22 protein-coding genes and 1 pseudogene are annotated in these 24,975 nt (G+C 65.4%); 10 read left to right on the forward strand and 13 right to left on the reverse strand.

Annotated elements, in window-relative coordinates; genetic code table 11:
* Window positions 1-2 precede the first annotated feature (2 nt).
* From FG486_RS12500 to FG486_RS12520, 6 genes and pseudogenes are all read right to left on the reverse strand, one after another.
* Window positions 3-545 carry a VOC family protein gene (locus FG486_RS12500; protein WP_066280441.1) on the reverse strand — a complete coding sequence of 181 codons (543 nt, stop codon included), beginning with the start codon at window positions 543-545 and terminating at the stop codon, window positions 3-5.
* Between the two features lie 43 nt (window positions 546-588).
* A complete protein-coding gene (gene wrbA / locus FG486_RS12505; protein WP_181267735.1) occupies window positions 589-1,191 on the reverse strand; it encodes an NAD(P)H:quinone oxidoreductase in 603 nt (200 codons plus the stop codon).
* Window positions 1,192-1,215: 24 nt separating this feature from the next.
* A pseudogene (locus FG486_RS18205) lies at window positions 1,216-1,938 on the reverse strand (TonB-dependent receptor domain-containing protein); the annotation flags it as partial.
* Between the two features lie 12 nt (window positions 1,939-1,950).
* A complete protein-coding gene (locus FG486_RS12510) occupies window positions 1,951-3,399 on the reverse strand; it encodes a TonB-dependent receptor (RefSeq protein ID WP_241695712.1) in 1,449 nt (482 codons plus the stop codon).
* Window positions 3,400-3,639: 240 nt separating this feature from the next.
* The gene (locus tag FG486_RS12515) at window positions 3,640-4,452 is read right to left on the reverse strand and encodes an IclR family transcriptional regulator (protein WP_060978367.1); all 813 of its coding nucleotides are present in this window, start codon (window positions 4,450-4,452) and stop codon (window positions 3,640-3,642) included.
* A 65-nt stretch (window positions 4,453-4,517) separates the two neighbouring features.
* Window positions 4,518-5,669 carry a CaiB/BaiF CoA transferase family protein gene (locus tag FG486_RS12520; protein ID WP_181267736.1) on the reverse strand — a complete coding sequence of 384 codons (1,152 nt, stop codon included), beginning with the start codon at window positions 5,667-5,669 and terminating at the stop codon, window positions 4,518-4,520.
* A 113-nt stretch (window positions 5,670-5,782) separates the two neighbouring features.
* Here FG486_RS12520 and FG486_RS12525 point away from each other — a divergent pair, with 113 nt between their 5' ends.
* Entirely contained in the window at window positions 5,783-6,574 is a 792-nt protein-coding gene (locus FG486_RS12525) for a citryl-CoA lyase (RefSeq protein ID WP_181267737.1), read from the forward strand.
* 9 nt (window positions 6,575-6,583) lie between these two features.
* On the opposite strand, the gene FG486_RS12530 is transcribed toward FG486_RS12525, so the two are convergent.
* Complete coding sequence (locus FG486_RS12530) at window positions 6,584-7,378, reverse strand: DUF1206 domain-containing protein (protein ID WP_181267738.1); 795 nt, start codon at window positions 7,376-7,378, stop codon at window positions 6,584-6,586.
* Window positions 7,379-7,524: 146 nt separating this feature from the next.
* On the opposite strand from FG486_RS12530, the gene FG486_RS12535 reads away from it, so the two are divergent.
* Window positions 7,525-7,749, forward strand: a complete 225-nt coding sequence (locus FG486_RS12535; RefSeq protein WP_181267740.1) for a hypothetical protein — start codon at window positions 7,525-7,527, stop codon at window positions 7,747-7,749.
* Between the two features lie 32 nt (window positions 7,750-7,781).
* On the opposite strand, the gene FG486_RS12540 is transcribed toward FG486_RS12535, so the two are convergent.
* From FG486_RS12540 to FG486_RS12555, 4 genes are read right to left on the reverse strand one after another with little or no spacing between them, the layout of a single operon-like run.
* Window positions 7,782-8,783 (reverse strand): FAD:protein FMN transferase, encoded by a 1,002-nt coding sequence (locus tag FG486_RS12540; protein ID WP_241695714.1) that lies wholly within the window; start codon window positions 8,781-8,783, stop codon window positions 7,782-7,784.
* A complete protein-coding gene (locus FG486_RS12545; protein WP_181267742.1) occupies window positions 8,780-9,721 on the reverse strand; it encodes a DUF4198 domain-containing protein in 942 nt (313 codons plus the stop codon). Before FG486_RS12545 ends, FG486_RS12540 begins: the two co-directional genes overlap by 4 nt.
* 27 nt (window positions 9,722-9,748) lie before the next feature.
* Complete coding sequence (locus FG486_RS12550; RefSeq protein ID WP_181267743.1) at window positions 9,749-10,228, reverse strand: DUF2271 domain-containing protein; 480 nt, start codon at window positions 10,226-10,228, stop codon at window positions 9,749-9,751.
* 10 nt (window positions 10,229-10,238) lie between these two features.
* Window positions 10,239-10,829 carry a PepSY-associated TM helix domain-containing protein gene (locus tag FG486_RS12555; RefSeq protein ID WP_241695716.1) on the reverse strand — a complete coding sequence of 197 codons (591 nt, stop codon included), beginning with the start codon at window positions 10,827-10,829 and terminating at the stop codon, window positions 10,239-10,241.
* Between the two features lie 381 nt (window positions 10,830-11,210).
* On the opposite strand from FG486_RS12555, the gene FG486_RS12560 reads away from it, so the two are divergent.
* The 8 genes from FG486_RS12560 (at window position 11,211) to FG486_RS12595 (ending at window position 22,849) form a co-directional block, all read left to right on the forward strand.
* Complete coding sequence (locus FG486_RS12560; protein ID WP_181267745.1) at window positions 11,211-13,610, forward strand: TonB-dependent receptor; 2,400 nt, start codon at window positions 11,211-11,213, stop codon at window positions 13,608-13,610.
* Between the two features lie 154 nt (window positions 13,611-13,764).
* Window positions 13,765-14,544, forward strand: coding sequence for an energy transducer TonB (locus FG486_RS12565; RefSeq protein WP_241695717.1), 780 nt, complete (start codon window positions 13,765-13,767; stop codon window positions 14,542-14,544).
* Window positions 14,545-14,553: 9 nt separating this feature from the next.
* Entirely contained in the window at window positions 14,554-15,237 is a 684-nt protein-coding gene (locus FG486_RS12570) for a Fe2+-dependent dioxygenase (protein ID WP_181267746.1), read from the forward strand.
* A 152-nt stretch (window positions 15,238-15,389) separates the two neighbouring features.
* A complete protein-coding gene (locus FG486_RS12575) occupies window positions 15,390-17,537 on the forward strand; it encodes a TonB-dependent siderophore receptor (protein WP_181267747.1) in 2,148 nt (715 codons plus the stop codon).
* Between the two features lie 12 nt (window positions 17,538-17,549).
* Window positions 17,550-18,269 carry an ABC transporter ATP-binding protein gene (locus tag FG486_RS12580; protein ID WP_181267749.1) on the forward strand — a complete coding sequence of 240 codons (720 nt, stop codon included), beginning with the start codon at window positions 17,550-17,552 and terminating at the stop codon, window positions 18,267-18,269.
* Entirely contained in the window at window positions 18,266-19,714 is a 1,449-nt protein-coding gene (locus tag FG486_RS12585) for an ABC transporter permease (RefSeq protein WP_181267750.1), read from the forward strand. The genes FG486_RS12580 and FG486_RS12585 overlap by 4 nt, the downstream gene beginning before the upstream one ends.
* Complete coding sequence (locus FG486_RS12590) at window positions 19,711-20,964, forward strand: DUF3526 domain-containing protein (protein WP_181267751.1); 1,254 nt, start codon at window positions 19,711-19,713, stop codon at window positions 20,962-20,964. The genes FG486_RS12585 and FG486_RS12590 overlap by 4 nt, the downstream gene beginning before the upstream one ends.
* A complete protein-coding gene (locus tag FG486_RS12595; RefSeq protein WP_241695719.1) occupies window positions 20,909-22,849 on the forward strand; it encodes a TonB-dependent siderophore receptor in 1,941 nt (646 codons plus the stop codon). The genes FG486_RS12590 and FG486_RS12595 overlap by 56 nt, the downstream gene beginning before the upstream one ends.
* Here FG486_RS12595 and FG486_RS12600 read toward each other — a convergent pair.
* Window positions 22,821-24,377 (reverse strand): PH domain-containing protein, encoded by a 1,557-nt coding sequence (locus tag FG486_RS12600; RefSeq protein ID WP_181267754.1) that lies wholly within the window; start codon window positions 24,375-24,377, stop codon window positions 22,821-22,823. The genes FG486_RS12595 and FG486_RS12600 overlap by 29 nt on opposite strands.
* Window positions 24,374-24,901, reverse strand: coding sequence for a PH domain-containing protein (locus tag FG486_RS12605; RefSeq protein ID WP_181267756.1), 528 nt, complete (start codon window positions 24,899-24,901; stop codon window positions 24,374-24,376). Before FG486_RS12605 ends, FG486_RS12600 begins: the two co-directional genes overlap by 4 nt.
* Window positions 24,902-24,975 lie beyond the last annotated feature (74 nt).

Raw genomic sequence — 24,975 nt, forward strand, 5'->3', positions numbered from 1 at the left:
GATCAGGCCGCCTCTGCGCTGCGGAAGGTGTTGTTGTTGCTGTGATCGCCCGCCAGCCAGCGCGCCAGTTCGCTGCGCGCCTTGGCACGGACCTGATCCTCGATCGCCAGCGCCTCGGGCGCGTCGCAGGTGAACTCGATGATCATGCCATTGGGATCCTTGACATAGACCGACCGGCAATAGCCGTGCTCGAGAATATAGGTCTGCGGCTCGACGATCCCGGCTGCGGCGATGCGGCGCTCGAGCTCGGCCTGCGCGTCGGGATCGACATGCAGCGCGATGTGATGGAAGGGCGATTCCGGAATGGGCGGGCTGAATTCGGCCTGGTCGTCCTCGTTGGCGAACTGGAAGAAGGCCAGCGCGCTGCCGTCCTTCATCGCGAAGAAGCAGTGGCAATAGGTGCGCTCCTTGCCGAACAGCTCGTCCTTCTCGCAATAGGTCGCGACCAGCGGAAAACCCAGCACGTCCTCATAGAAGGCGCGCGTCGCCTCGAGATCGCGGGTGGTGTAGGCGGTGTGGTGCAGGCGATTGACTAGCTGGCTCATGGCTTCCTCCTCATCTTGTGTCCACGCCGGGTCAGCAGCCCCCTCAGGCCGACAGTTTCCGCGTGATGCGCGCAACATGCTCGCCCTGAAAGCGGGCGCCTGCAAGTTCGTTTTCGGACGGCAGGCGCGACCCGTCGCCCCCCGCGATCGTGCTCGCACCATAGGGTGTGCCGCCGCTGATCTCGGACATGATGGTGTTGCCGGCAAAGCTGTAGGGCAGGCCGATGACGATCATGCCATGGTGCAGCAGGGTGGTGTGGAACGAGGTGATCGTGGTTTCCTGCCCGCCATGCTGGCTGGCGGTCGAGACGAACACGCTGCCCGGCTTGCCGATCAGCGCGCCCCTGGCCCAGAGGCCCCCGGTCTGGTCGAGAAAGTTACGCATCTGCGCGGCCATGTTGCCGAAGCGCGTGGGGGTGCCGAAGATGATGCCGTCATAATCGGCGAGCTCGTCCGGGCTGGCGAACGGCGCGGCCTGATCGACCTTCATGCCCGATCCCGCCGCAACTTCGTCGGGCACCAGTTCGGGCACGCGTTTGACTACCGCCTCGCAGCCCTCGACCGCATTCACCCCTGCCGCCACGGCGCCTGCCATGATCTCGGTATGCCCATAGCCCGAATAATAGAGGATGAGGATGCGTGCCATGGATGCTTTCCCGTCGTTGCTAGGTCAGAATTTGTAGAGCGCCTCGATGCCGAAGACGCGCGGGCGGCCCTTGAACACGAAGCCGCCGGGCGAGAATTCGGCATTGTATCTCTCGTTGAACAGATTGTCGGCAAAGCCGGTGAGCGACCATGCGCCGCCATCAAGCGTGAGCCGTGCGTTGACCAGGTCGACCGGGCGGCGCACGGTCGAATTCGGCACGTCGAACCAGGTCTTGCCGGTGCGGTTGTAATCCAGCCGGATGCGGCCCTTGAGGTCGCTGTCGCCCAGATTGGTCTCGTATTGCGTGCCCAGATTGATCGTATAGCGCGAAATGAACGGCGCCTCGTTGCCGATCACGGTCGGATCGGGAAATTCCTTGATCTCGCTATAGGTGACACCGAGCCCGAAATTGATGTCCCATCCGCGCGCCGGACGCAGCGTGCCATCGATTTCGAAACCCTGCAGCCGCACCTCGGGAACATTGCCCAGATTCTGCGTCGAGTTGGCGGCGAGGAAGACGAAGAAATAGCCGTTCTCGGACTTGGTGGTATAGGCGCTGGCGTTGAGCGTCAGCATCCGGTCGAACAGGTTGGTCTTCACGCCTAGCTCGAACGTGTCGGCAACCTCTGCCTCATAGATGTCTGCGACACCGACTACCCCGGTACCCGCTGCCACGGCGCCCACGCCGGTCTGGTTGAAGCCACCCGAACGGAAGCCGCGGCTATATCCGCCATAGATGGTGACGTTCTCGGCAGGCTTTTAGGTCAGCGTGAACTTGGGCTGCCATTCGTCGAAGGTCTCGCGGCGGACCTCGCCGGTGCGCCCGGTGGGGAAGCCCGGGACGACGGGGATGAACGCCGTCGGGGTCAGCGTGCGGTTGCGGCGGCGGTCCTTGTCGTAACGCAGCGACGCATCGACGCGGAACGCCTCGGAAAACTCGTAGCCGATATTGGCATAGACCGCCCAGGCGAAGTTGTTCTGCGAATCCGCGAGGAATGTCGCCTGCGGGTTGCGCGGATCGGTGCTGGGCGTGCGGAACACCGGGAACACGCCTTGCCCCGTATCGACCATGTTGCCGGTCGAGATGTAGCGGTTGGTGTCGATGAAATAGCCGCCGAGCGACCAGGTGAACGCATTGTCGTCGTTCGACTGGATACGCAGATCCTGGCTGATCGCCTCGACATCGAGGAACTGGCTCTGGTTGAGATCGAAGCCGAACAGCGCGAAGAACAGCGATTCGCGGATCGGGAGGAAGTTGAACGCGTCACCGGTGAGGATTTCGGACAGCGTGTCATAGGATGTCACCGAGGTGATCGAACCCCAGTCCGCCTTGTAATCGATCTTGGCCGAGACGTTGTAGATGTCGCGGTCGTTCTGTCCGGCGTTGTTGACGCGCACCGGCAGGCTGGTGTCGTTCACATCGGCGACGATATTGTAATAGAGCGCCTGGGTGCGCAGCAGCGACATCGAGGCGCGCAGATCGACGGTCAGCTGGTCGGTCGGCGTCCACAGCAGCTTGCCGCGCAGCGAGATATCCTCGAGCGGATCGGCATCCTCGCCGAGGAAGGTGTTCGGGATATAGCCGTTGGTGTCGCGATAGGAGCCCGAGAGGCGGAATTTCAGCGTGTCGCTGATGGGCCCGGAAATCCCGGCGCGGAGCGTATAGCCAAAGCCATTGTCGACCCCGGCAAACACCCGCCCCTCGAACTGGTCGCTGGGCTGCTTGGTGTTGATGATGATCGCCCCGCCGATAGCGTTGCGTCCGTAGAGACCGCCTTGGGGCCCTTTGAGGATTTCGATCTGCTCGATATCGAACAGTTCCTGGCTGAACTGGGCAGCATTGACCTGCTGCACTCCGTCAACCACCACGGCGACCGAGGGCTCGGAATTTCGGTTCTGGGTGATCCCGCGAATGATGACGAACGCGTTGCCCGCGTTCTGCGTCTCGATGAGCTGGACGTTGGAGGTGAGGCCGATAAAGTCGGCGGCCTTGTCGATGCCGGCATTCTCGATCGCTTCCGCGTTGAACGCGGTGATCGCGGCAGGCGTGTCCTGCAGCGTGGAATCGCGGCGGAGCGCGGTGACCACGATTTCGCCTTCACCAGCCTCCTCGGTCACCTGATCCTGCGCGAAGCCGGGTGTCGATCCCAGCAGCGCGAGCGCGGAAACCGAACCTGTCAGCAGCAGCTTGTTCCAAATCGCGGGCATTGCACCTGCTCCCCTCATCCAGTGGATCCCGCCGCTGTATTGTCATGAGCCTCGTAGGCTTGTGCGGGCAGGTTATGCTTCGGGTAAATTGTTCGTAAAACGAAGTCAAGTTCGATATGCGAAGTTTGAATGCGGCAAGCGAAGCGGGCGCGTGCAGGCGGCCATGGGCTGCTGGCCACAAGGCGTGTGCCATGCGTGATGGACGGGCTGGGGAGATAGAGTGCCCTCGCGGGCAGGGGATTAGTTCTGCTGCAGCGAGTGCATCAGCGTCGGCCAGCGCTGAAGCGCGCTGCCGATCTCGGCGGCCGCTTCGCGCAGCATGGGCAGACGGGTGCGGACAAGCTCGTCCTGCGAGATGCGCGTGGTCGATGTCGAGCAGTTGATCGATGCGATCGCATTGCGCTGCGCATCGAACACCGGCACCGCGACCGAGACGATGCCGTAATCGAGCTCGTCGAGCGCCGAATCATAGCCGGTCTCGCGCGCGCTCTGCAGGCGCTGCTCCAGTCCCTCTGGGGTCGTCACCGTCCGCTCGGTGAAGCGCTGCAGGCTGACCGCCGCCTTGTAGCGCGCGATTACCGGCTCGGGCTGAAAGGCGAGCAGCACCTTGCCGAGCGAAGTCGCATGAACGGGAAAGCGCGTGCCGACATTCGCGCCCAGCCGGATACGCCGGTTGGTCGAGACATGCGCGACATAGAGGATATCGGTGCCCGACAGCACCGCCATGGACGAGCTGTCGCCGGTATCGTCGCGCAGTTTCTGCAGCGGCGGCAGCACCACCTGCTCGACATTCATCGACGAGAGATAGGCCGTACCGAAGCTCAGCACCTCGGGCCGCAGCAGGAACTTGCGCCCGAACTGCGCGATATAGCCCAGTTGCACCAGCGTGTTGAGGCAACGCCGCGCGACCGCAGGGCTGAGCCCGGTAACCTGCGCCACTTCGCTCAGCTGCATTTCGGGATGCGTCGCGTCGAACGCGCGCAACACCTTGAGCCCGCGCTCGAGCGTCGAGAGATATTCGCTGTCCTTGCCGGGCTTGGCGGGTTCGTCCATGGTCGGAGCGCTAGCCGCTTGCCGCGTTTCAGGCAAGGCGATGTCGCCCCATTGGCGAAGCGCGCTCACTCCGCTGCGGCGGATGCCGCCGTATCCGCGCCCAGCAATTCGTCATTATGCTGCCCCAGCACCGGCGGGGCCGTGACGCTGGTCGCGCGCTCGCCATCGAAGCTGAGCGGCGAGCGGATGGTGCGGAAAGGCCCGTGCGGACCATTCGGATCCTCGACCACCAGCCCCAGATGCTGCGCCTGGGGTGTCTCGATCACTTCTGGCGCGCTGTAGACCGGCGAATGCGGGACCTCGAGCTGCTCGAGCGTCGCGCACCATTCAGCGCGGGGCTTCGCCGCGAAAAGCGGGGCCAGGAATGCCGCGACTTTCTCGTAATTGGCGATGCGCGCGTCGCGGCTCGTGAATTCGGGCCGCTCCAGCATGCCGGGCTGGCCCACGGCGATCGCCAGATTTTCCCAGAATTTGGGCGGCGAAGACATGTGCAGCGCGATCCATTCGCCGCCCTGGCACTGGAAGACATAGGATTGCGAGACATTGGGCCTGCTATACGGCCCCATCACCTGATCGTCGGAGAAATAATGGGTGAAATCGTCGAGGTTGAAATGCGCCATCGCCTCGAACATCGAGACCTCGACCAGCCGGCCCTTGCCGGTCGTCGCGCGTTCGTGCAGCGCGGCCAGCACGCCCTGCGCGCCATAGAAGCCGGTAATCGCATCGGCCAGCGCGGGGCCGACGACGCGCGGATTGGCAGGGTTGACCAACAGCCGCAAAAAGCCGCTGGCGGCCTGGGCGACGGTGTCGAAGGCGGGGCGGTCGCGGTCGGGCCCGGTCGCGCCGAAGCCCGAGATCGAGAGGTAGATCAGCCGCGGATTGATCGCGCGCAGCCGCTCGGGATCGACCTTCAGCTTGTCGGCCACGCCAGGGCGGAAATTCTGGATGAACACATCGGCAGAAGCGACCATGCGATCGAACGCCTCGAGATCGGGGCCGCCGCGCGTGTCGAGCGTGATCGAGCGCTTGTTGCGGTTATAGGTCTGGAAATGCGGGCTGTAGAAACCGCCGCGAAATGCGCGGAACGGATCGCCGCCATCGGGCCTTTCCACCTTGATCACGTCAGCGCCCAGATCGGCGAGCATCATTCCGGCGCAAGGACCGGTGATGAAGGTGCCCATTTCGAGCACGGTGACATTGGCGAGCGGCTTGGCCATATTGACATCTCCCTGATCGCCACTCATAGAAAATTCGATATACGAAATCAACTTCGTAAATCGAAACATTCTGGCGGTGTCTACGCGCCCGCCCGGCCAGCACAGGAGCCCATATGCGCATCGGCAAGCAGGACGCCCCGTTCACTTCGATCTGCACCTCGGATGCGACCAGCATCACCGTGCGCGGGCGCGACCTGTGCGGCGACATCATCGGCAAGATGGACTTCACCAGCTACTTCTGGCTGCTGGTCACCGGCGAGGAGCCGACCGATGTCCAGAAGTTCTTCGCCAATGCGGTGCTCGCGGCGATTGCCGAGCATGGGCTGGTGCCGAGCGTCGTCGCCGCCCGCATGACCTACGCTGCCGCGCCTGAGGCGTTTCACGGTGCGGTCGCGGCGGGGCTGCTGGGGTGCGGGTCAGTGGTGCTGGGCAGTGCCGAGGTTGCGGGCCGCTTCTATGCCGATCTGGTCGCGAAGGTCCGCGACGGGGCAGGCGCGCCTGCCGCGATTGCCGCCGAGGGCGTCCGCACGCTGCGTGCCAGCAAACAGGCCATCCCCGGCTTCGGCCATCCGCAGCATTCCGCCGGCGACCCCCGCGCGCTGCTGCTGCTCGACATGGCAGAAGAGCACGGGATTGTCGGCGAGCACATCGGCATGCTCTACGCGCTGCGCGATTGCCTGCCCGAAACGCTGGGTCGTGCACTGCCGATCAATGTCAACGGTGCGATCCCGGCGGTGATGCTGGATGTCGGTTTCCCTGTCGGCGCGCTCAAGGGCATTTCACTGCTCGCGCGCACCGCCAGCCTGATCGGCCATCTTCAGGAGGAAATCGACCGCCCGATCGGCTTCGTTATGTCCGGGGCTGCGGCCCAGGCGATCACCTATGACGGGCCTGGTGCCGCCTGACCGACATCGTCAGCGCGCCCGCGCTCTGGACTTGAGCACGTTCACGACATCGTCGTTCCGAACGCGGCGCCAGCGAGCGTCGACAAAGCTGTGCACGCCGAACAGGAACAGCCCTACGCCCACCAGCGCGTAAAGCTCCGGGTGGTCGGCGAGCGATGACAGCGCATCGCCGAGACCCTTGACCTCGCCGGCAGAGCCGAACCAGCCTGCGCTGACCAGAGACAGGCCGATGACTGCGAACACGACCGCGCGCGCAACCAGTCCCGCACGGCCGATCGGCACGACCCAGCGTGGTGCGCCGGGGCCGGTGTCCGCCATGAATTCGGTGGTCCATGCCTTGATCGCCTGGTGTGCAGCCGCGGCGAGGAACGCCAGCCCGAGGGCGCCGATCAAGGCTTCACCCAGGGGTATGTCGAGTACCATGTCGGCCGCGCGCTGCTCGGTCCCGCCGTCGCCACTGGATTGCTTGCCGAGAGCAAGGCGCGCGGCGGCATAGGCCAGGAAGAAATGCGCCAGCCCGCTGGCGGCATAGCCGATGCGGATCGCGGCGCCCTTGGTGTCGTCGCCCTTGTCTTCGCTGTCGAAAGCGGCGCTGTAGAGCCGGTAGGCGCCGTAAAGCGCCAGGCCCAGCGCGAGCAGACCCAGCAGCCATGGCCCGCCGGGCATGTCCTGCACCGAACGGAAGACGCCTTGCGGGCTGGCATCCGAAGCGCCGGTGCCGGTCAGGGCGAGCACGCCAAGCAGGCAATAGACCACGCCGCGCGCGAACCATCCTGCCCGCGCAAAGGTCTGTAGCTTTGTCATTCTGTCGATCATGGCATCCTGCTCCCGTCTGGCAGGGCTTACGCCGCGACCTGGGGGGAGTTCCGCTCCCGATTTTCGTGATGCGAGCCCGGCGCAGGGAACCTTTACGAGCGTGCCCGGTAATCGGGGTCAAAAGGAGCAACATCATGATCAAGAATATTGTCGGCGCCTATCTGGGCGCGAAGATTGCAGGCAAGTCACCCAAGGCGGACAGCGCTGCCGGTGCCACCACCGGCGCGATTGCCGCTTCCGCCATCCCGTTCATCCTTTCGCGGATGAGCCTGCCGTCGATGCTGCTGCTCGGCGCGGGCGGATATCTGGTCAAGCGCCACCAGGACAAAAAGCAGGCGGGCAAATATCCGCGCCCCTGACAGCATCGGAACCCGCCAGACGCGCCAAGGCTTCAGGCGGGTTCAAGATCCATCATGGAGGTGAGCGCGGGGCTGAGCCATTCGCCGCCGTCGCGAGAGACGATGCGGACGGCAACGTGCTCGCGCACGGCGCATCGCTGCGCCGCCGAAAGGCCCATCACACTCAAAGCGGTGGCCCAGGCATCCGCCGACATGCAGTCCGGATGCACGACGCTAACCGCCGTGATCGGATGAATGGCGGGATATCCGGTGCGCGGATCGAGCGTGTGCGCGCCGCGAAGATAATCGCCAGAGGTCGCGATGGCGAGGCCGTGCAACGCTACCCGCAACCGGGGCAGGGGCAGCCCTTCAGGGTTCTCGACATCCACCCACCACGGATCCCCGTCAGGGCGCATTCCGCGCCCGACGCATTCGCCCCCGATCTCCACCAAACAATGATTCAGCCCCTGCTGCCCAAGCAGGTCGGCAACCGCATCGACGGCGAACCCCTTGGCAATTCCCGACAGGTCGAGCCAGAGTCCGCCGGGTTGGCGAAGCGTGGAGCGCAGGGGGTCGAATTGCAGCCTCGTCCAGCCGCTTCCCCTCAGCGCATGGCCTATGTCTCCGGGCGTGGGCGGGGCCGAGACAGTGTTGGGTCCCAATCCCCAAAGATCGGTGAGCCTTCCGATTGCCGGATCGAAGGCCCCATCTGTGGCCTGAGCGACGGACAGCGCTTCAGCCATGACGCGGACCATGTCAGGAGACAAGGCGCAGACGCTCCCAGCATGCGCGCGGTTGAAGCGCGAGAGGTTGGACTGCGGCTCCCAATGGCTCATGTCCTGCACGATGCCATCGAGCCGCGCCTGGACGAGCATTCTCAGCCTTGCCGTATCGAGCCCCAGTGCAGCCGGCAGCGCTGCGCGCACCTGCCACGTCGTGCCCATGGTCGCGCCGCCAAACTGCACCACCGGTGCTTGCGGATCGAACCCGATCAGGGCCGCCGGATCGATGGCGTCCGGCACCGCGATGCGCGGTGCCGGTTGCGGACCTGTCATGGGGCGAGCACCTCGAGCGTCGCAGTATAGCTCATCCGCCGCTTGCTTGCCTTCGGATTGCCCGGCTTCGAATCGGTAAGGCTGGTGTTGAGCCAGTACATCCCGGCCATCGGCCAGGTGACGGTCAGCACGCCGTCGCCATCGGTGACCAGCTTCTGCGTGCCATCGGCTTCACGGTACCGACGACCGCCCGGGATCAGCTCGACCTCGAGCCCGGCGGCGGGTTGGCCATCGACCAGGAAGCGGAACTGCGCCGGTTCGTTCGATACCAGATCGGTGGGCAGGGTGACGGGAACGAATTCCAGCCCCTTGCCGCTCGGCTTGAACAGCGTTTCGCTCGGCTCGCCCGCGGTCACGAAGAACTCGTTGCGGCCCATGGTTTCGGTGAGGTCGATATCGGTCGCGTTGGTCGGGATCTCGTCCACGCTGGCGACGATATGGCTGGGATCGATGCGCGGTCGGCCGCCCGGCGCGCTGGCGCCCGGTCCGCCTGCACCTGGTCCTCCCATCGGCGGCCCGCCCGCGCCCGGTGCTGCAGCACCCGGACCACCGGCACCCGGCGGCGGGCCGCGACGACGACCCACCATCCAGGGCTCGCCATCGACCTTGAAGCTGCCCGAGATGCCGACATTCTCCATGCCGATGCGCCAGGTGCCGGGCTTGTCGATCTTCACGTCGAAGGTCGAGCGATAGCGCCCCTTCGCCGGGTTCTCGGGCGTGCCCATGCTGCCGTCGGGCGCCCAGACTTTCACGCCATCGATGTTCATCGCGTTATGATTGGGTTCGAACGGCGCGGTCGAGGTCCCGGCATCGACGGTCACACTCTGCTGCGTGTCCGACAGCACGGTGGTCGAGGGCAGGAACCAGGCGTTGTGCGCGAAAGCGGGCAGGCTGAGCCCGCAAACGGCGACAGTGAACAACAGGGATTTGCGGATCATGACAAAGGTCCTTTCTGCCAGACGGGGTCAGCGGGGGGAGAGGGAGACGGCGCCGAGTTCGGTCTTGCCCGAGGCCTTGGCAGCGGCGCGTGTGGGGATGTCGAGCGGCAGCGAGACCAGCTCGCGTCCGCCATCCTCACGCGCGGCCTCGACGAACAGGGTGTACGAGCCGGGCTTGACGCTGGCGGGGATAGCGATGCGGTGTGCGCCCGGGGCGCGGGTTGCGCCGCTGACGCCATCTGCGGGCAGGTTGAGACTGCGTCCGCCCTTGCGCCACCAGGTGCGCAGATCGGCGAGCCATTTGGTGCCGGGTTCGGCGCCGCGTTTGTCGACATCGTACCATAGCGCCAGCGTTCGTGCCGGACCGCCGGCCTTTGGCTCGATCCACACCGCGACATAGGGCATATGATATTCGGCGACGTTGATGCGCGGAATGGTCACGGTCACGGTGCCGGCAATCGCGGGGGTAGCGGCCATGCTGACGGCGATGGCAATGGTCTTTTTCATGGGCTTGGCCTCACAGGTGCATGAAAAACAGGATGATGATCAGCGGGAGCGCCGTGCCGAGCCCGACCAGCGGCCAGGTCGACGGGCGATGGCGCGCGTGCAACTGCAGCAGCAGCAGTCCGGTAAAGGTGAAGACGACGCAGGCGACCGCGAGAATGTCGATCAGCCAGAACCAGGCGGTGCCGGTGTTGCGGCCCTTGTGCAGATCGTTGAAGAACGACACCCAGCCGCGGTCGGTGCGCTCGGCCTCGATTTTGCCGCTGGCCCTGTCGATGCTGATCCAGGCATCTCTGCCGGGGCCGGGCACCGCGACATAGACCTCGGCCTCGCTCCATTCGGCAGGCGCCGTTCCTGCATCGATGCCGACGGTATCATCGAGCTCGGCGCGCAGGCTTTCGGGCAGGGGAGTGTTGCCCGATACCGGTGCCTCGCGCAGGCGCTCGATCAGCGATCCGGGGAGCTGTGCGGATTGGGTGACGACGATCGGCTCGGCTGCAATGCTCGACGCATGGTTGAGCGTGATCCCGGTGATCGCGAACACGAACATGCCCGCGAGCGAGATGGCCGCGCTGATCCAGTGCCAGCTGTGCAGTTGCTTCAACCAGAACTGCTTCGCCTTTTTGGGGTTTTGCGCGGCTTTCGATCGGAGCGGAGCAGGGCGGAGGGCAGCATTGCGCGGGTCAGACACGACAGCCGACTCTGACCGTGCAGTCGCTGCATCGCCAGCCTGCTGTTCGACAGCTGTGTCATGCGGCGCTGAACCGGACGTCCCCAACGACATTGATCTTTCCCGAAGCTGATACGCCCCCCGAGCGGGCTTTCGACCCCAGCAACTGCGCAAACAGGCCTGTGCTGTCAAACGTTTTAATGCGAATGAGAATCAATTGATACAATTTGAGGCAAATCGCCACAAGTCGATTGACTCTGAGAACGAGTCGCAATAGCGGCGGCGCTCCATTCCATTCTCTCGGGGGAGAAACCGATGACTTCTGCGAAAACCACTCCACCCCTGTTGGCGCTCAGCTGCGTCGGCGCGATCGCCTTTGCCGGGCCTGCCTGGGCGCAGGATGCTCAGCAAGGCCAGCGACTCGGCGGCATGACGGTGACCGACAGCGCGATCGAGGAGAGCGAGGTGAAGGTCGAGAAGGCGGATTCTCCCAAATATACCGCGCCGCTGCTCGACACGCCGCAGACGATCACCGTGATCTCGTCCAAGAGCATCCAGCAGCAGAACCTGCTGACCCTGCGCGAGGTGTTGCAGAACGTGCCCGGCGTGACCTTCGGCGCGGGCGAAGGCGGCTTCGGCTATGGCGATCGCATCATCCTGCGCGGTCAGGATGCGAAGAACGACGTCACCATTGACGGCGTGCGCAGCTCCGCGTTCCAGAACCGCAACGAGACCTATAATATCGAGCAGATCGAGGTCACCAACGGCGCCAACAGCGTGTTCAGCGGCGGCGGATCGGTTGCGGGCAATATCAACCTCGTCACCAAGAAGCCGCTGGGCACCGACCAGACCGTGGTCCAGGCCGGGATCGGCACCGACAACTACTATCGCGCGACGGTCGACATGAACCAGCGCCTGTCGGACCTGGTCGCGGTGCGCCTCAACGCGGTCTATCACGAGAATGACGTGCCGGGCCGCGATGTCGAATTCTACAAGCGTTGGGGTATCGCGCCCGCCATCACCATCGGTGTCGATAGCCCCACCAGTCTGACGCTGCAGGCCGAGCATCTCGACGACAAGGGTATGCCGCAATACGGCCTGCGCTATTACGCCAATCTCGGCGGATTTCTCGACGATTTCGACCGTTCGGGCTATTACGGCTTTGCCAATCTCGATCGGCAGAATGCCAAGACCGACGCGCTGCAGGCGATCTTCAGCCACCAGTTTTCGGACGGCGTCTCGGTGCGCAATCTCACGCGCTACGAGCGGGTCAATCAGGACACCGTCACCAGCCAGCCGACGGGCACCTTCTGCCTCGCTTCGACCGGGTTGCAGCCGGGCACGTTCGCGGTTCCCTCGATCCAGGCCGCATGTCCTGCCAACGTCCCGCGCGGCTATTACCTGCCCACCGGCGGGCGCGGCGTGCAGCGCCACATCATCAACGACACCTTCTACAACCAGCTCGATTTCAGTGCCGAGTTCAGCACCGGCGGCATCGAGCATTCGCTCGTCGTCGGCGGATCCTATCTGCAGGAGGACTATCGCCAGACCAACGGTGTCCTGCCGCGCAATCCCGATGGCAGCACGCCGGCCTTCGCGCTGGTCAACATCGCCAATCCGGGTCAGGTGGTGCAGGGGCCTGCGGGCTTCACCTATGGCAGCAACGTCTATACCGGCCCGGTCAACTATATCCTCACCGCGCAAAACCGCGGCGACCGCCGGGTGATCGCGGGCTATCTGTTCGACACGGTCAAGTTCGGCGAGATGTTCGAGATCAACGGCGGCCTTCGCTACGAGAATGCGCGCGGATCGAACACCACGCTTTCCTACGTCACCTCGGGTGCGACGCTGGGCCAGATCAGCGCGGCGACGGGTCCGTTCGTCAACGAGGACAATCTGTTCAGCTATCGCATCGGCGCGGTGTTCAAGCCGAGCGAGAATACCAGCCTGTACATCGCGACGGGCAATTCGAAAAACCCTTCGCAGGCGGCCGTCGACGGGGCTTGCACCGCCAACAATTGCAATCTCGCGCCCGAAACCACGAAGAACTACGAGATTGGGGCGAAGGCCGATCTGTTCGACAAGAAGCTGCTGGTGAGCATCGCGCTGTTCCGCAACGACCGCAACAGCATCCGGCTCAATTCGAACGATCCGATCTTCCCCGAGCAGAGGCTTGACGGGCGGCAGCGGGTGCAGGGCATATCGTTCGGCGCGTCGGGCAATATCACAGAGAACTGGACCATTTCCGCCAATTACATGTATCTCGAGTCGGAGGTTCTGCAGGGCGTGTCCGATTTCTGCCTCGCCAACCCGGGGGCGGCGAATTGCGGCAACAGCGCCGCCTTTCCGGACCCGAGCCGCGGATCGCAGCTGCAGAACACGCCGCGCCATTCGGGCAGCGTGTTCACCAGCTACCGCTTCGATTTCGGTCTCGAGCTCGGCTATGGCATCAACTATCAGGGCAAGTTCCTGCTGAGCTTCCCGACCGTGGCCGAACTTACAGCCAACACCTACACGCCCTATTTCGTGCCGAGCTATACCATCCACCGGTTCATGGCGTCCTACCCGATCACCGATCGCCTGATGGCACAGGTCAACGTGCAGAATTTCACCAACGAGAAATATCTCACGACGGTGCGCAACCAGCTGGGGGGTAGCTGGGCCCAGCCTGGACCGACCCGCCAGGCGGTGTTCAGTCTGAGCTACAGCTTCTGACCCTGCATCCCGGGCTGCGCCGAGCTAAGGGTCGGTGCAGCCCGGGCGCTATTGACGTTCGAAGGCGCGCTTGGGGCTGGCAATCGCATGCTTGATCGTATATTGCGAGTCAGTTTCAAGATTACGTGGCCTAGCCAGGGGATGGGGCGGTTCGATGCTGGAAGCCCAGAGCTTTTCTTCGACGACGAGTGCAGGCGCATGTGCGCTGGCTGCAACTTGGACTGAGCCCGGGCACGCAAGCCGCGCCGCACCGACTGAGCCCGCATATGTTCCGGCGGGGCGCTATGGCGAGGGGCGGCAATCCCGGCTGCCAGCCATTCTCATCGCGATCGCGGTGCACGCGCTGCTCGCGATGGCGCTGGCAGGGCTTGGCTATCGTGTGGTCAAGACCCGGGAGGACAGCCTCATCGCTGTCAACCTGGCCCCGCCACCACCGCCGCCCAGTCCCTCCAAGCCGGCCCCGCCCGAAAGCCAGACGTTGCAGACCAGCGTCCAGCCGGCGCCTGTGACGGTTCCCGCTCCGGTCCCGCGCCCTGTCGTTGCCATGGTGCCGACTTCTGCACCGTCGGTCCCGGTCATGGCGATCGCGGCCCCGCCCGCGCTGGTATCGGCCCCGGCACCCGCGCCGCCGGCTCCTCCCGCCACCGTGACATCGGATGCGCTGGGCACCAGAATGATCTCGGGCGCGCCGCCGCGCTATCCGGTCGAAAGCCGCCGCAAGAAGGAACAGGGCACGGTCGAACTGGCGCTGGTGCTGGGGCTCGACGGCAGGGTCGAGACCATTTCGATCGCCAGCAGCAGCGGATTTGCCCGGCTCGATCAGGCCGCGCTCGAGGCGGTACGCCGCTGGCGCTGGGCGCCCACGCTGCGTGACGGCGCACCGGTCAAGGTGCGCGGAACGGTCGAAATTCCCTTCGTCCTCAACAATTTGTGAAAGACTTCGATGCTGCTTCCGCTTCACGCCCTGCTATCGCAGGAGGAGGTCGCCCGGCTGCGCGCGCTGATCGAGCAGGCCGACTGGGTCGATGGCAATGCCACGAGCGGCCATCAGGCCAGGCTGGTGAAGAACAATCTGCAATTGCCCGAGGACAGCCCCGAGGCGCAGCAGGGCGGACAGATCGTGCTCGCCGCGCTCGCACGCCATGCCGGGTTCATCGCCGCAGCGCTGCCGGTGAAGATCTATCCGCCACTGTTCAACAGCTATGCCGGCGGCCAGGCGCTGGGGCTGCATGTCGACAATGCCGTGCGTCCGCTGCCGCGCGGGGGAACCAGCGTGCGCTGCGACCTGTCGATGACAGTCTTCCTCGAACAACCGGATCGCTATGATGGCGGGGAACTCACCATCGAGACGGCATTCGGCGTGCAGCAGGTGAAGCTGGGGGCGGGGGATGCCGTGCTCTACCCGGCAGGCTCGCTGCATCGGGTGGAGCCGGTCACGCGCGGGCGCAGGCTGGCGAGCTTCTTCTGGATCCAGTCGATGGTGCGCGATCATGAGGCGCGCTCGGCGCTGCTCGATCTCGACCAGTCGATCCAGCAGCTTTCGGGCGATCTCGGCGAGGGCCATGCTGGGTTGATCAAGCTGACCGGCCTGTATCACAATCTGCTGCGCCGCTGGACCGACGTCTGAGAGCGGCCAGCTTAGGCCCCGATGCCGTATGTGATCGCCAGCTGAGCAGGTGCAGCAAAACGCACTTGACCTGAATATGATATAATATATCACGCGCTCCAATTTGCCGCTCCCGGGGGGGATGCGGCGTTCTGTTGGGGGTACGCACCGTCATGTCACGTTTCGCTTTTGGCCTGGTTTCGCTGCTGCTGGCGGGAACCGCGAGCCTGCCCGGCACCGCCTGGGCCGATGAAGAACAGCCCGGCGATGCGCTCGAAGCCGAGGGCAACATCATCGTCACCGGCCAGCGCCAGGCCTATCGTGGCGATTTCACGCTGCGCGAGACCCCGCAGGCGATCACCCAGATCGGGCAGGAGCAGATCGACGCCAACAATCTGACGCGGCTCACCGATGCACTCGATCTTTCGGCCTCGGTCGCGCGGCAGAACAATTTCGGCGGGCTGTGGGATGCCTATGCCGTGCGCGGCTTTGCCGGGGACGAGAACTTGCCCTCGGGCTATCTGGTCAACGGGTTCAACGGGGGGCGCGGCTTTGGCGGGACGCGCGATGTCGCGGGCGTCGAGCGGATCGAGATCCTGAAGGGCCCCAATGCGGCCTTGTTCGGCCGCGGTGAGCCGGGCGGTACGGTCAATATCGTCACCAAGCGCGCTGATTTCGATAATCGTGGCCGGATCAACGTCCAGGCGGGCAGCTTCGATCGCCGCCGGGCCGATGCCGATGTCAACATCGCGGTCGGCGACGTGGCGGCGGTGCGCCTGATCGGTTTTTACGAGAAGTCGGACAGCTTCCGCCGCACCGTGGGATCGGAGCGGGTCGGCTTCCTGCCCTCGTTCCTGCTCAAGCTTGGCGAGAATACGACCGTCAGCTACGATCTGGAACTGACCCGCCAAGAGGCCGATTTTGATCGCGGCACCGTGGCGATTGGCGGCGTGCTGGGCCGGGTGTCGCGCCGCGACTTTTTCGGCGAACCGGGCGATGGGCCGATCGAGGCGGATGCGACCGGGCATCAGGTGCAGCTCGACCACAAGTTCAGCGAGGACTGGAGCCTGCTGATCGGCACCCAGTATCGCGAGACCCGGCTCGAGGGCTTTTCGACCGAGGCCGAGCTTGCCACCGGCCGCCAGCGGCTCTTCCGCGACGGCCGCTCGCTCTCGCGCCAGCGCCGCTTCCGCCTGTACGAGGGCGAGCATTTCGTGGTGCGCGGTGAGATCGCTGGACGCTTCGCGACGGACGGCCTGACGCATCGTGTTCTGCTGGGCGTCGATTATGACGAGTTCGACAACAGCCAGCTTTTCCTCCGCTTCCGTCCGCCCTCGATCGGCGCTGCGACCACTGCGCTGGCGAGCAACGATATCGATGTGTTCAACCCGGTCTATGGCCGCTTCCCGCTGCCCGCACCGGGGCCGCAGACCAACCGGCTCGATCAGCAGCGCGCGGTTGGCGCCTATGTGCAGGACCAGATCAGCATCACCGATTCGCTGCAGATTCGCCTGGGCGGGCGTTTCGACGACATTACCGTGGAGAGCCTCAACCGGGCGAACAACACTGCTGCCAGCCGCAGCTACAACCGGTTCAGCCCGCAGGCGGGGATCGTCTATACCGCATCGTCGGCCGTCTCGTTCTACGCCGCCTATGGCGAGGGCTTCCGCGCCAATCTGGGCGCGACGGCGGCAGGCACGTTGTTCGATCCGGAAACCAGCAAGTCGGCAGAAATCGGCGCGAAATTCGGACTTTTCGACGATGCGCTGCAGGGCACGGTCTCGCTGTTCACGCTTTCCAAGTCGAACGTGCTCGCGGCGGATCCGGCCAATCCCGGCTTCTCGCTACCGATCGGCAAGGCACGCAGCCGTGGCCTCGAAGTCGATCTGATGGGCAAGCTGCCCGGCGATATCGATCTGTGGTTCTCTTATGCCTATGTCGATGCCGAAGCGCGGGAGGATGTTGCCGATCTCAATTTCGGCCTGCCCATCCGGCGTGGCGACCGCCTGATCAACATTCCGCGCCACACGGTCAGCCTGCAAGCGTCGCGCGCCTTCGATATCGGCGACACGAAACTGACGGTCGGTGGCGGCGTGCAGCATGTCGGAACGCGTCTGGGCGAGACCGGCACAGCGTTCGAATTGCCCGATTACACGCTGGTCCGCCTGTTCGCTGCGTGGAAGGTCATTGAAAATGTGGAAATTTTCGCTGACGTCACGAATTTGTTTGATACAGTATACTATACCAACAGCTTCGCTCAGCTCTGGGTCCAGCCTGGGACGCCGCGAGCAGCGTCGGTGGCGCTGAGATTGTCGTTCTAAAGGGTAGTTTCCATGTCCAACCCCGTACTGGTGATCGACCAGCTCGTCGTCGAGCGTGGCGGAAGGCGCATCGTCAACGGTCTTTCCCTGACTCTGGCGGCAGGCGAAATCTATGCGCTGCTCGGGGGGAACGGCGCGGGCAAGTCGACGACGCTGTTTGCCATCCTCGGCTTTCTCGCCCGCTCGGGCGGCGTGCTCACCATCGGCGGACAGGACCCGGCCAATGCCATCGACGCGGTACGTGCGCAGATCGCCTATCTACCGGAAAACGTGGCGCTCTATGACCATCTGACTGCGCGAGAGAATGTCGACTATCTGCTCAAGATCGCCGACTGCCGCCGCAGCCGGGACGAGATCGAGGCCGCGTTCCAGTCGGTGGGTCTGGCCGCCCGCGCCTGGGACCAGCGCGCGGGGAGCTTTTCAAAGGGCATGCGGCAGAAGACTGCAATCGCGCTTGCCATGCTGCGCGATACTCCGCTGCTTCTGCTCGACGAGCCGACATCGGGGCTCGACCCTGCAGCTTCGGCCGATTTCCACGCGCTGCTCGAAACGCTCGCGGCGCGTGGCGTGGCGGTGCTGATGGTCACGCACGACCTGCTTGGTGCAGCGGACACTGCGGACCGGATCGGGCTGATCTCCGAAGGCAGGATCGCCAGCGAATGGTCGGCGGGGAGCGCCGAACCGCGCTTCGACCTCAACGCCCTGCACGATGGCTTCGCGAGGGTGCGATGAACCAGGCGCTGACGATCGCGGGCGCCGAGCTGCGCCTGATGCTGCGTTCGCGGCTGGCGCTGGTCGGTATCGCGACGCTGCTGCTGCTGTCGGCCATCGCGGCAGTGACATCGGCGACGCAGATGGCGGCGGCAGCGAAGATGCGCGCCGAGGCGCAGGCGGCGACCGATGCGCAGTTCAAGGCGCAGCCCGACCGGCATCCGCACCGCATGGTGCATTATGGCACTTATGCGCTGCGCCCGGTGGGCCCGCTCGCCGCGTTCGATCCGGGGGTCGATGCGTTTACCGGAACCTTGCTATTCCTCGAGGGGCACCGACAGAACAGCGCCACTTTCGGCGCGGCGCGGGAGTCTTCGGATCTTGTCCGCTTCGGTCAGCTGACCCCCGCCTTCGTGCTGCAGACGCTCGCACCGCTGCTGCTGGTGTTTCTGGGCTTTGCGAGCATCGCCCGCGAGCGCGAGCACGGCAGTCTGCGCGCGCTTGCGGCTTATGGCGCAGGGGCCTGGTCGATCCTGGGCGGCAAGGCGCTGGCGCTCGGCGTGGCGGCGGTGCTGGCGATGGCACCGGCCTTTGCCGCGCTCGCCTGGGCCGCCGTGCAGCAGCCGGGCGAGGCAGGCATCGCGGCGCTCACGGCCTTGTCCTATAGCGGCTATCTGCTCGTCTGGGTGCTGGTCATCACCGCGGTCTCGGCGCTCGCGGCCAGTGCGCAGGGCGCGCTCGTGACGCTGATCGCGGCCTGGGCGATTGTGGTGGTGCTGGTGCCGCGCGCGGCGGCGGCCTGGGTCGGGGTCGCAGAACCTCTGCCCAGCCGCGTCGATACCGAGTTCGCCATCGCCGCAGACCTTCGCCGCATCGGCGACAGCCATAATCCCAACGACCCCCATTTTTCCGCGTTCAAGGCCAAGCTGCTCAAGCGCTATGGCGTGACCAGGGTCGAAGACCTGCCGTTCAACTATCGCGGCGTGCTGGCGCAGGAAGGCGAGCGGCTGACCTCGCAGCTGTTCAAGGACTATGCCGCGCGTGCCGCCGCGATCCAGAACGCACAGACCGACACGCTCACGGCCTTGGGGATCATCAGCCCGGCGCTTGCGGTGCGCCGCGCCTCGATGACCGGGGCCGCGACCGATCTCGGCACGCATCTGGCGTTTCTCGCGGCGGCCGAGGCCTATCGCTACGACATGGTGCAGAAGCTCAACGGGCTGCAGGCGAGCGCCGTCGCCAGCGCCGACGATGCCGCGCGCAGCAAGGACCCGATTGCCGACCGTCGCACGCGCATCTCCGCCGATTTCTGGAAGACGATCCCCGATTTCGATTTCTCCGCGCCTAGCCCGGCTGAGCGTGCAGGCGCGATGGTGATGCCGCTGGCGGTTCTGGGGCTGTGGGTTGCGCTGGCGATCGGCCTGTTCGCCTTTGCGCGCCGGCGGCTCGAAAGGGCAGGGCTATGAGCAACCTGGCGCGTGAATTCGGGTTCATGCTGCGCAGCAAATCGGCGCTGCTGGCGCTGGCGCTGCTCGCGATCTGTGCCAGCGCGGCGGTCGCCCTTGGCCTGGCCAGCGTCGCGCGCGACCGGGCCACGATAGACAGGATGCTGGCAGGGCAGGTCGCCGAGGAGCGTGCGCTGGCGGCGTTCGTCGAGGATGCCGGCTCGGGCGCCTATTACGGGTTCCAGCCGACCTGGGATGCGCCATCGGACCTGGCCTTTGCCGCGCTCGGCAGCCGCGACATCGCGCCCGCCTTGCTGCGCGTCCGCGCGCTGGCGCTCGAGGCGCAGATCTACGAGAACGAGGCTGCCAATCCCGAGCTGTCGCTGCCGGGGCGGTTCGACCTCGCCTTTGTCGTGATCTATCTTGCGCCGCTGGTGCTGATCGCGCTGCTGCACGACCTGTGGTCGGGTGAGCGCGAGGCGGGACGCTATCATGCGCTCGCCGCCTTGCCCGGCGCGAACCGACGCCTCTGGAGCGCGCGCGTGCTGGTGCGTCTGGGCGGGGTGCTGGCAGCGCTGCTGCTGCCCTTTGCGGTCGGCGCGCTGATCGCCGGGACGGCCCCGTTGCGCGCGCTGGGCTTTGCCGGACTGATCGTGCTCGTCGCGTTGCTGTGGACCGCGATCATCCTGCTCGTTGCTAGGCGGGGTGCGCGCTCGGCGGTGCATGCGGCATCGCTCGCGGCGATCTGGTTCGCGCTGACGCTGGTTGCGCCTGCCGGGGCGAATCTGGCGATCAACGCTGCCGTGCCCGTGCCCGATGGCGCGGCGCTGGCGCGTGAGAACCGCGAATATGTCCATGCCGGATGGGATCGTCCGAAAGACGGGACGATGCGCGATTTCCTCAAGCTCTATCCGCAGCTCGCGCCCGGCGCGGCGATTCCGCCGACCTTCAGCTGGAAATGGTATTTCGCCTTCCAGCACCTGGGCGACTTGCATGTGGCGGAGCAATCTGCGGCCTATCGCGACGGGATCGCCCGCCGGGCAGAGCTTGCCAGAACTGCGGGATGGCTGCTGCCGCCCGCGGGTCTTGCCCAGGCGATGACCGCGCTCGCGCGCACCGATGTCGCTGCGCAGCTTGACTATCAGATGCGCATTCGCGCTTACCACCAGCGCTTGCGTGAGTTCTATTATGATTATCTGTTCAGCGAGAAACCCTTTGGCCCGGACGATCTGCGACGCGTTCCGCGCTTCGATCCTGCTATCGGCAGCTAGCCTGGTTCTGGCACCGGCGGCGCAGGCGCAGCGCGTGACCGACAATGCCGCTGCCGGGGCCGAGGACGCGTTCGGTACCAGCATCGGCAACGAGCGGGTGGGGCTGTATAGCGGAAACGACGTGCGCGGCTTTTCCCCCGTCACCGCCAACAATATCCGGCTCGAGGGCCTGTATTTCGATCGGCCCGCCGCGTTCACCGACCGGCTGGTGCAGAGCAATGTCGTGCGCGTCGGCCTGACCGCGCAGAACTATCTCTTCCCGGCACCCACCGGCATCGTCGATTACAAGATCCGCCCTGCAGGCAACGATCTGGTGGTGAGCACCATGCTCGGCCTCAACAGCTGGGGCGGCGGCAGGCTGGAAATCGACACGCAGATACCGGTGGTGAAGGACCGGCTGAGCCTGGTCGCAGGCGTCGCCGGGTTCGTCGACGAGCTCGCGCCCGGCAACCAGTCGTTCTTCGGCTCCTATGCGCTCGCCGCGCGGTGGAAGCCGGGGCGGAATATCGAAGTGATCCCGTTCTGGAGCCGCATCGACCTGTACAATCGAGAGGCCGCGCCGCTCTACACGCCCGAGGGCGCGTTCCTGCCGCCGCGCATCGAGCGCCGCAAGTTCCCCGGGCCCGAATGGGCGGACCAGCGCAACACGGTGCAGCATTATGGCGCGCTGACCAAGGCGCGGCTGGGCGGAGGCTGGGACTTCGCGGCGGGCCTGTTCCGCTCGACATCGGACAGCGCGACCAATTTCGCGACCAACTTCACCGCCTTGCGCCCCGATGGCACCGCCGTCCGCCGCATCACCAGCGACCCGCCGCTGTCGCTCGCCGGAACCAGCGGCGAGCTTCGGATCAGCAAGTCCTTCACCGAAGGTCCGCGCCGCCACACGCTGCACGCGGCGCTGCGCGGGCGCGAGCGGGTGAGCCGCTATGGCGGGGGTGCCTCGGTCAGCTATGCGCGCGCGCCGGTCGAGCAGCTGCTCGATGCGCCCGAACCCGATTTTCGCTTCAACCCGCAGACCGACGAGACGGTGCGCCAGGCGATTGCGGGGATCGCCTATGACGGGCGCTGGCAGGGCGTCGGCGGCCTGAGCGTCGGCCTGCAGCACACCTGGTATCGCAAGCGCGTCGACCGGCCCGGCGCAGCGCTGGCGCGCACCGACGACGAGGCCTGGCTGCCCAATGTCACCGCCTCGATCGAGGCGACGAAGCGGCTCGCCTTTTATGGCGGCTATACCAGGGGACTCGAGGAAAGCGGCATCGCGCCCGACAATGCCGCCAACCGCACCGAGGCGCTGCCTGCGATCCTCACCAGCCAGGTCGATGCCGGGCTGCGCTGGAAGATCCCGGGCGGGATGAGCCTGGTCGCAGGTGTGTTCGACGTGCGCAAACCCTATTTCGCCGCCGACAATGCCAATGTCTTTCGCGAGCTTGGCGATGTCCGCCATCGCGGGGTCGAGCTGTCGGCGACCGGGACGCTCGTGCCCCGGCTCACGGTGGTGGCTGGCGCGGTGCTGATGAAACCGCGCGTCACCGGCGAGGCGGTCGAGCAGGGGCGCGTCGGGCGCAGGCCGCTCGGCCAGCCCTCGCGCATCCTGACGCTGGCGACGCAATATGAGGTGCCGGGTCTCGATGGCGTGCAGCTGACGCTCAACGTCACGCATCGCGGTACCCGCGCCGCAGATACGCGCAACCTTGTCTTCCTGCCTGCGCGGACGATCATCGATGCGGGCTTCCGCTGGCGGTTCGACCTGGGCGACAATCCGGCGCTGCTGCGCGTGACGATGCTCAATGTCATGAACACCTATGACCTCGCTTTGGTCGGTAGCGGCAGCTATCAGGTCAACGCGCCGCGCCAGGTCACGATGTTCCTGACGGTCGATTTCTGACCGCTACGCCGAGCAGCTGTTCGCGCAGCGCGATCGCGTCGCCGATCGGGATCGCCTGTATCGTGACCGCGCCGGACCGGCCCGCAACCCCGATCGCGATCTCGGCCAGGCCGATGAACCGACCGACAAAGCTCTGCCTGATATCGACGCTCTGCACCCTGCGCAGCGGCAGCAGGGTCAGCTGCTGGTTCCAGAAGCCGTCGCGGACATAGAGCTGGTCGCCCAGCAGCGCATAGCGATGCGCACGCCAGTGCAGCCAGCTGATCAGCGGGACCAGCGGCAGCAGCAGATAGGCAAGCGCGATAAAGGGACTGGCCAGATAGGCAGAGATGCCGAGGCCAAGGATCGGCACGGGCAGCGCGAAGACCAGCGGCACCCACCACATCGCCGGATCGACCGCGCGCATCGCCGGATAGTCGGTCTCCCAGGCAATCCGTGTCTCGCCCAGCACGTGGCGCAGCTCGTCAGCGGTGGCGAGCGGGGCGATGCTGTGATCGCTTTCCTTGTCGCTGTCGCTGGCCAGGCTCTGCACTTTGAGCTCGTACCAGCCGAAGCGGCGACGGATCGGGCCGGTGGCGATGACGGCGGCCTGAATGCGGTGCAGCGGCATCACGACATCGGTCAGCGTCAGCAGCCCGCGGCGGCGGCGAAAGCCGGTCTCGGTGCGTTCGAGCCGGAAGCCATATTCACGCAACACCGTGCGGATGATCCCGCCGACCAGCCCGACCACCACCAGCCCGATCAGCGCCGCAATCACCGATGCGATGCGCGCGGCGAGATCGAGCGCGGCGAACAGATCTTCGAGCCCCAGGAAATCGAGCAAGCGACGCGGGTTCCAGAAGTCATCGGGCATCAGGAAGTCGAGATTGTTGACCACCGCGCCGACCACCGCGAAGAACACGAGCGAAAAATTGAAGACACCTGCGGTCAGGATGCGCTTCATATCCATGCCGAACAGCAACGGCGCCTCGGTCTGGGGCAGGGGCGTCGCCTCGGTACCGGCATCGCTTTCGCCCGAGGGCGCGCCATCGGCCTGCTGGGCCTTGCGCAGGCGGATGACGTCGCGCAGCCGCTCGGCTTCGGCGAGGTCGACCGAATCGAGCGCGCCTTCGTCGCCGCTGCCGCTGCTGCCGGTCTCCAGCCGGACCTTGGCGAGGCCGACCAGCCTTGCGAGCGGACCCTGTTCGAGGTTGACGTCCTGGATGCGTTCATAGGGGATCGAGCGGACGTTGCGGCTGAACACGCCGCTGGCAATGCGCAGTTCCTCCGGATCGAGCCGGTACGAAAAGCGCCACCAGCGGTAGAATTCGAACCCGACCATCGCCAGCAGCGCCAGCAAGGCGAAGAGCCCTACCCAGGGCTTGAGTTCGTCGGGCCCCGAAAAGCGCAGCGCGATCAGCCCCAGAATGGCTTGGGGTACCTGCCGGACCAGGTTGAGCATCAGGGTCAGCGGGTGGAGGCGCCGATCGCTGCCAGCGTCCGCAGCAGCCAGCGCGCCGCGCGGATCAGCGCTGAGAGCGTCGCTCATTCGGCCTCGCGGCGGATGTGCAGCCGCATCGCATCGCGCATCGCCTCGGCGGAACCGCGCGCGAGGCCGGGCAGGGTGACGATGCTGTTGTGCGTGCCGGCGGTGTGCACCGTCAGGCTGGCGAGGCCGAACATCCGCTCGATCGGACCTTCGCCCAGGTCGATATGCTGGATGCGCTTGAACGGCACGATGGTATCGGTGCGGAACATCCAGCCGCGCGCGACGCGCAGCTGTTCGTCGCCAGCGGCATAGCCCCAGCGCTTCCATTTGCGTTGCGGCAGGAAGACGAGGATGAACGCGCACAGCGCAAGCACCGGTGCGGTGATCATGCCGTGCTCGCCCACGCCCTTGCCGACCAGCGCAAATTCGGTGACCGTCGCGGAAATCAACACCGGCAGTACCACAAGAGCGGTCATCAGGCGGATCACATGGACATAGCGCCGGTCGAGTGGCCGAAGGCCTGCGCTCAGGCCATCCGGGGATGGAGCTGCAAACACCAGCTCATCTGCAAAACCTGCCGACATGAATTGAAATGCTCCCAGCTGGCGCGGCAAGCTGCCGTCGCTCGCGCCATTATGGAGCAGGTGTATTAGTCATG

It is taken from the genome of Blastomonas ursincola (genome assembly GCF_013607875.1).
GTDB classification, from domain to species: Bacteria; Pseudomonadota; Alphaproteobacteria; order Sphingomonadales; family Sphingomonadaceae; genus Blastomonas; species Blastomonas ursincola.

Coding starts and splice junctions, on each gene's coding strand:
- FG486_RS12605 (WP_181267756.1), bottom strand. CDS start 24,901: ATGTCGGCAGGTTTTGCAGATGAGCTGGTGTTTGCAGCTCCATCCCCG.
- FG486_RS12525 (WP_181267737.1), top strand. CDS start 5,783: ATGCGCATCGGCAAGCAGGACGCCCCGTTCACTTCGATCTGCACCTCG.
- FG486_RS12580 (WP_181267749.1), top strand. CDS start 17,550: ATGTCCAACCCCGTACTGGTGATCGACCAGCTCGTCGTCGAGCGTGGC.
- FG486_RS12500 (WP_066280441.1), bottom strand. CDS start 545: ATGAGCCAGCTAGTCAATCGCCTGCACCACACCGCCTACACCACCCGC.
- FG486_RS12520 (WP_181267736.1), bottom strand. CDS start 5,669: ATGGCCAAGCCGCTCGCCAATGTCACCGTGCTCGAAATGGGCACCTTC.
- FG486_RS12550 (WP_181267743.1), bottom strand. CDS start 10,228: ATGAAAAAGACCATTGCCATCGCCGTCAGCATGGCCGCTACCCCCGCG.
- FG486_RS12570 (WP_181267746.1), top strand. CDS start 14,554: ATGCTGCTTCCGCTTCACGCCCTGCTATCGCAGGAGGAGGTCGCCCGG.
- wrbA (WP_181267735.1), bottom strand. CDS start 1,191: ATGGCACGCATCCTCATCCTCTATTATTCGGGCTATGGGCATACCGAG.
- FG486_RS12585 (WP_181267750.1), top strand. CDS start 18,266: ATGAACCAGGCGCTGACGATCGCGGGCGCCGAGCTGCGCCTGATGCTG.
- FG486_RS12560 (WP_181267745.1), top strand. CDS start 11,211: ATGACTTCTGCGAAAACCACTCCACCCCTGTTGGCGCTCAGCTGCGTC.
- FG486_RS12600 (WP_181267754.1), bottom strand. CDS start 24,377: ATGAGCGACGCTCTCAGCGCTGATCCGCGCGGCGCGCTGGCTGCTGCG.
- FG486_RS12575 (WP_181267747.1), top strand. CDS start 15,390: ATGTCACGTTTCGCTTTTGGCCTGGTTTCGCTGCTGCTGGCGGGAACC.
- FG486_RS12530 (WP_181267738.1), bottom strand. CDS start 7,378: ATGACAAAGCTACAGACCTTTGCGCGGGCAGGATGGTTCGCGCGCGGC.
- FG486_RS12590 (WP_181267751.1), top strand. CDS start 19,711: ATGAGCAACCTGGCGCGTGAATTCGGGTTCATGCTGCGCAGCAAATCG.
- FG486_RS12515 (WP_060978367.1), bottom strand. CDS start 4,452: ATGGACGAACCCGCCAAGCCCGGCAAGGACAGCGAATATCTCTCGACG.
- FG486_RS12535 (WP_181267740.1), top strand. CDS start 7,525: ATGATCAAGAATATTGTCGGCGCCTATCTGGGCGCGAAGATTGCAGGC.
- FG486_RS12565 (WP_241695717.1), top strand. CDS start 13,765: ATGCTGGAAGCCCAGAGCTTTTCTTCGACGACGAGTGCAGGCGCATGT.
- FG486_RS12540 (WP_241695714.1), bottom strand. CDS start 8,783: ATGACAGGTCCGCAACCGGCACCGCGCATCGCGGTGCCGGACGCCATC.
- FG486_RS12545 (WP_181267742.1), bottom strand. CDS start 9,721: ATGATCCGCAAATCCCTGTTGTTCACTGTCGCCGTTTGCGGGCTCAGC.
- FG486_RS12510 (WP_241695712.1), bottom strand. CDS start 3,399: ATGCCCGCGATTTGGAACAAGCTGCTGCTGACAGGTTCGGTTTCCGCG.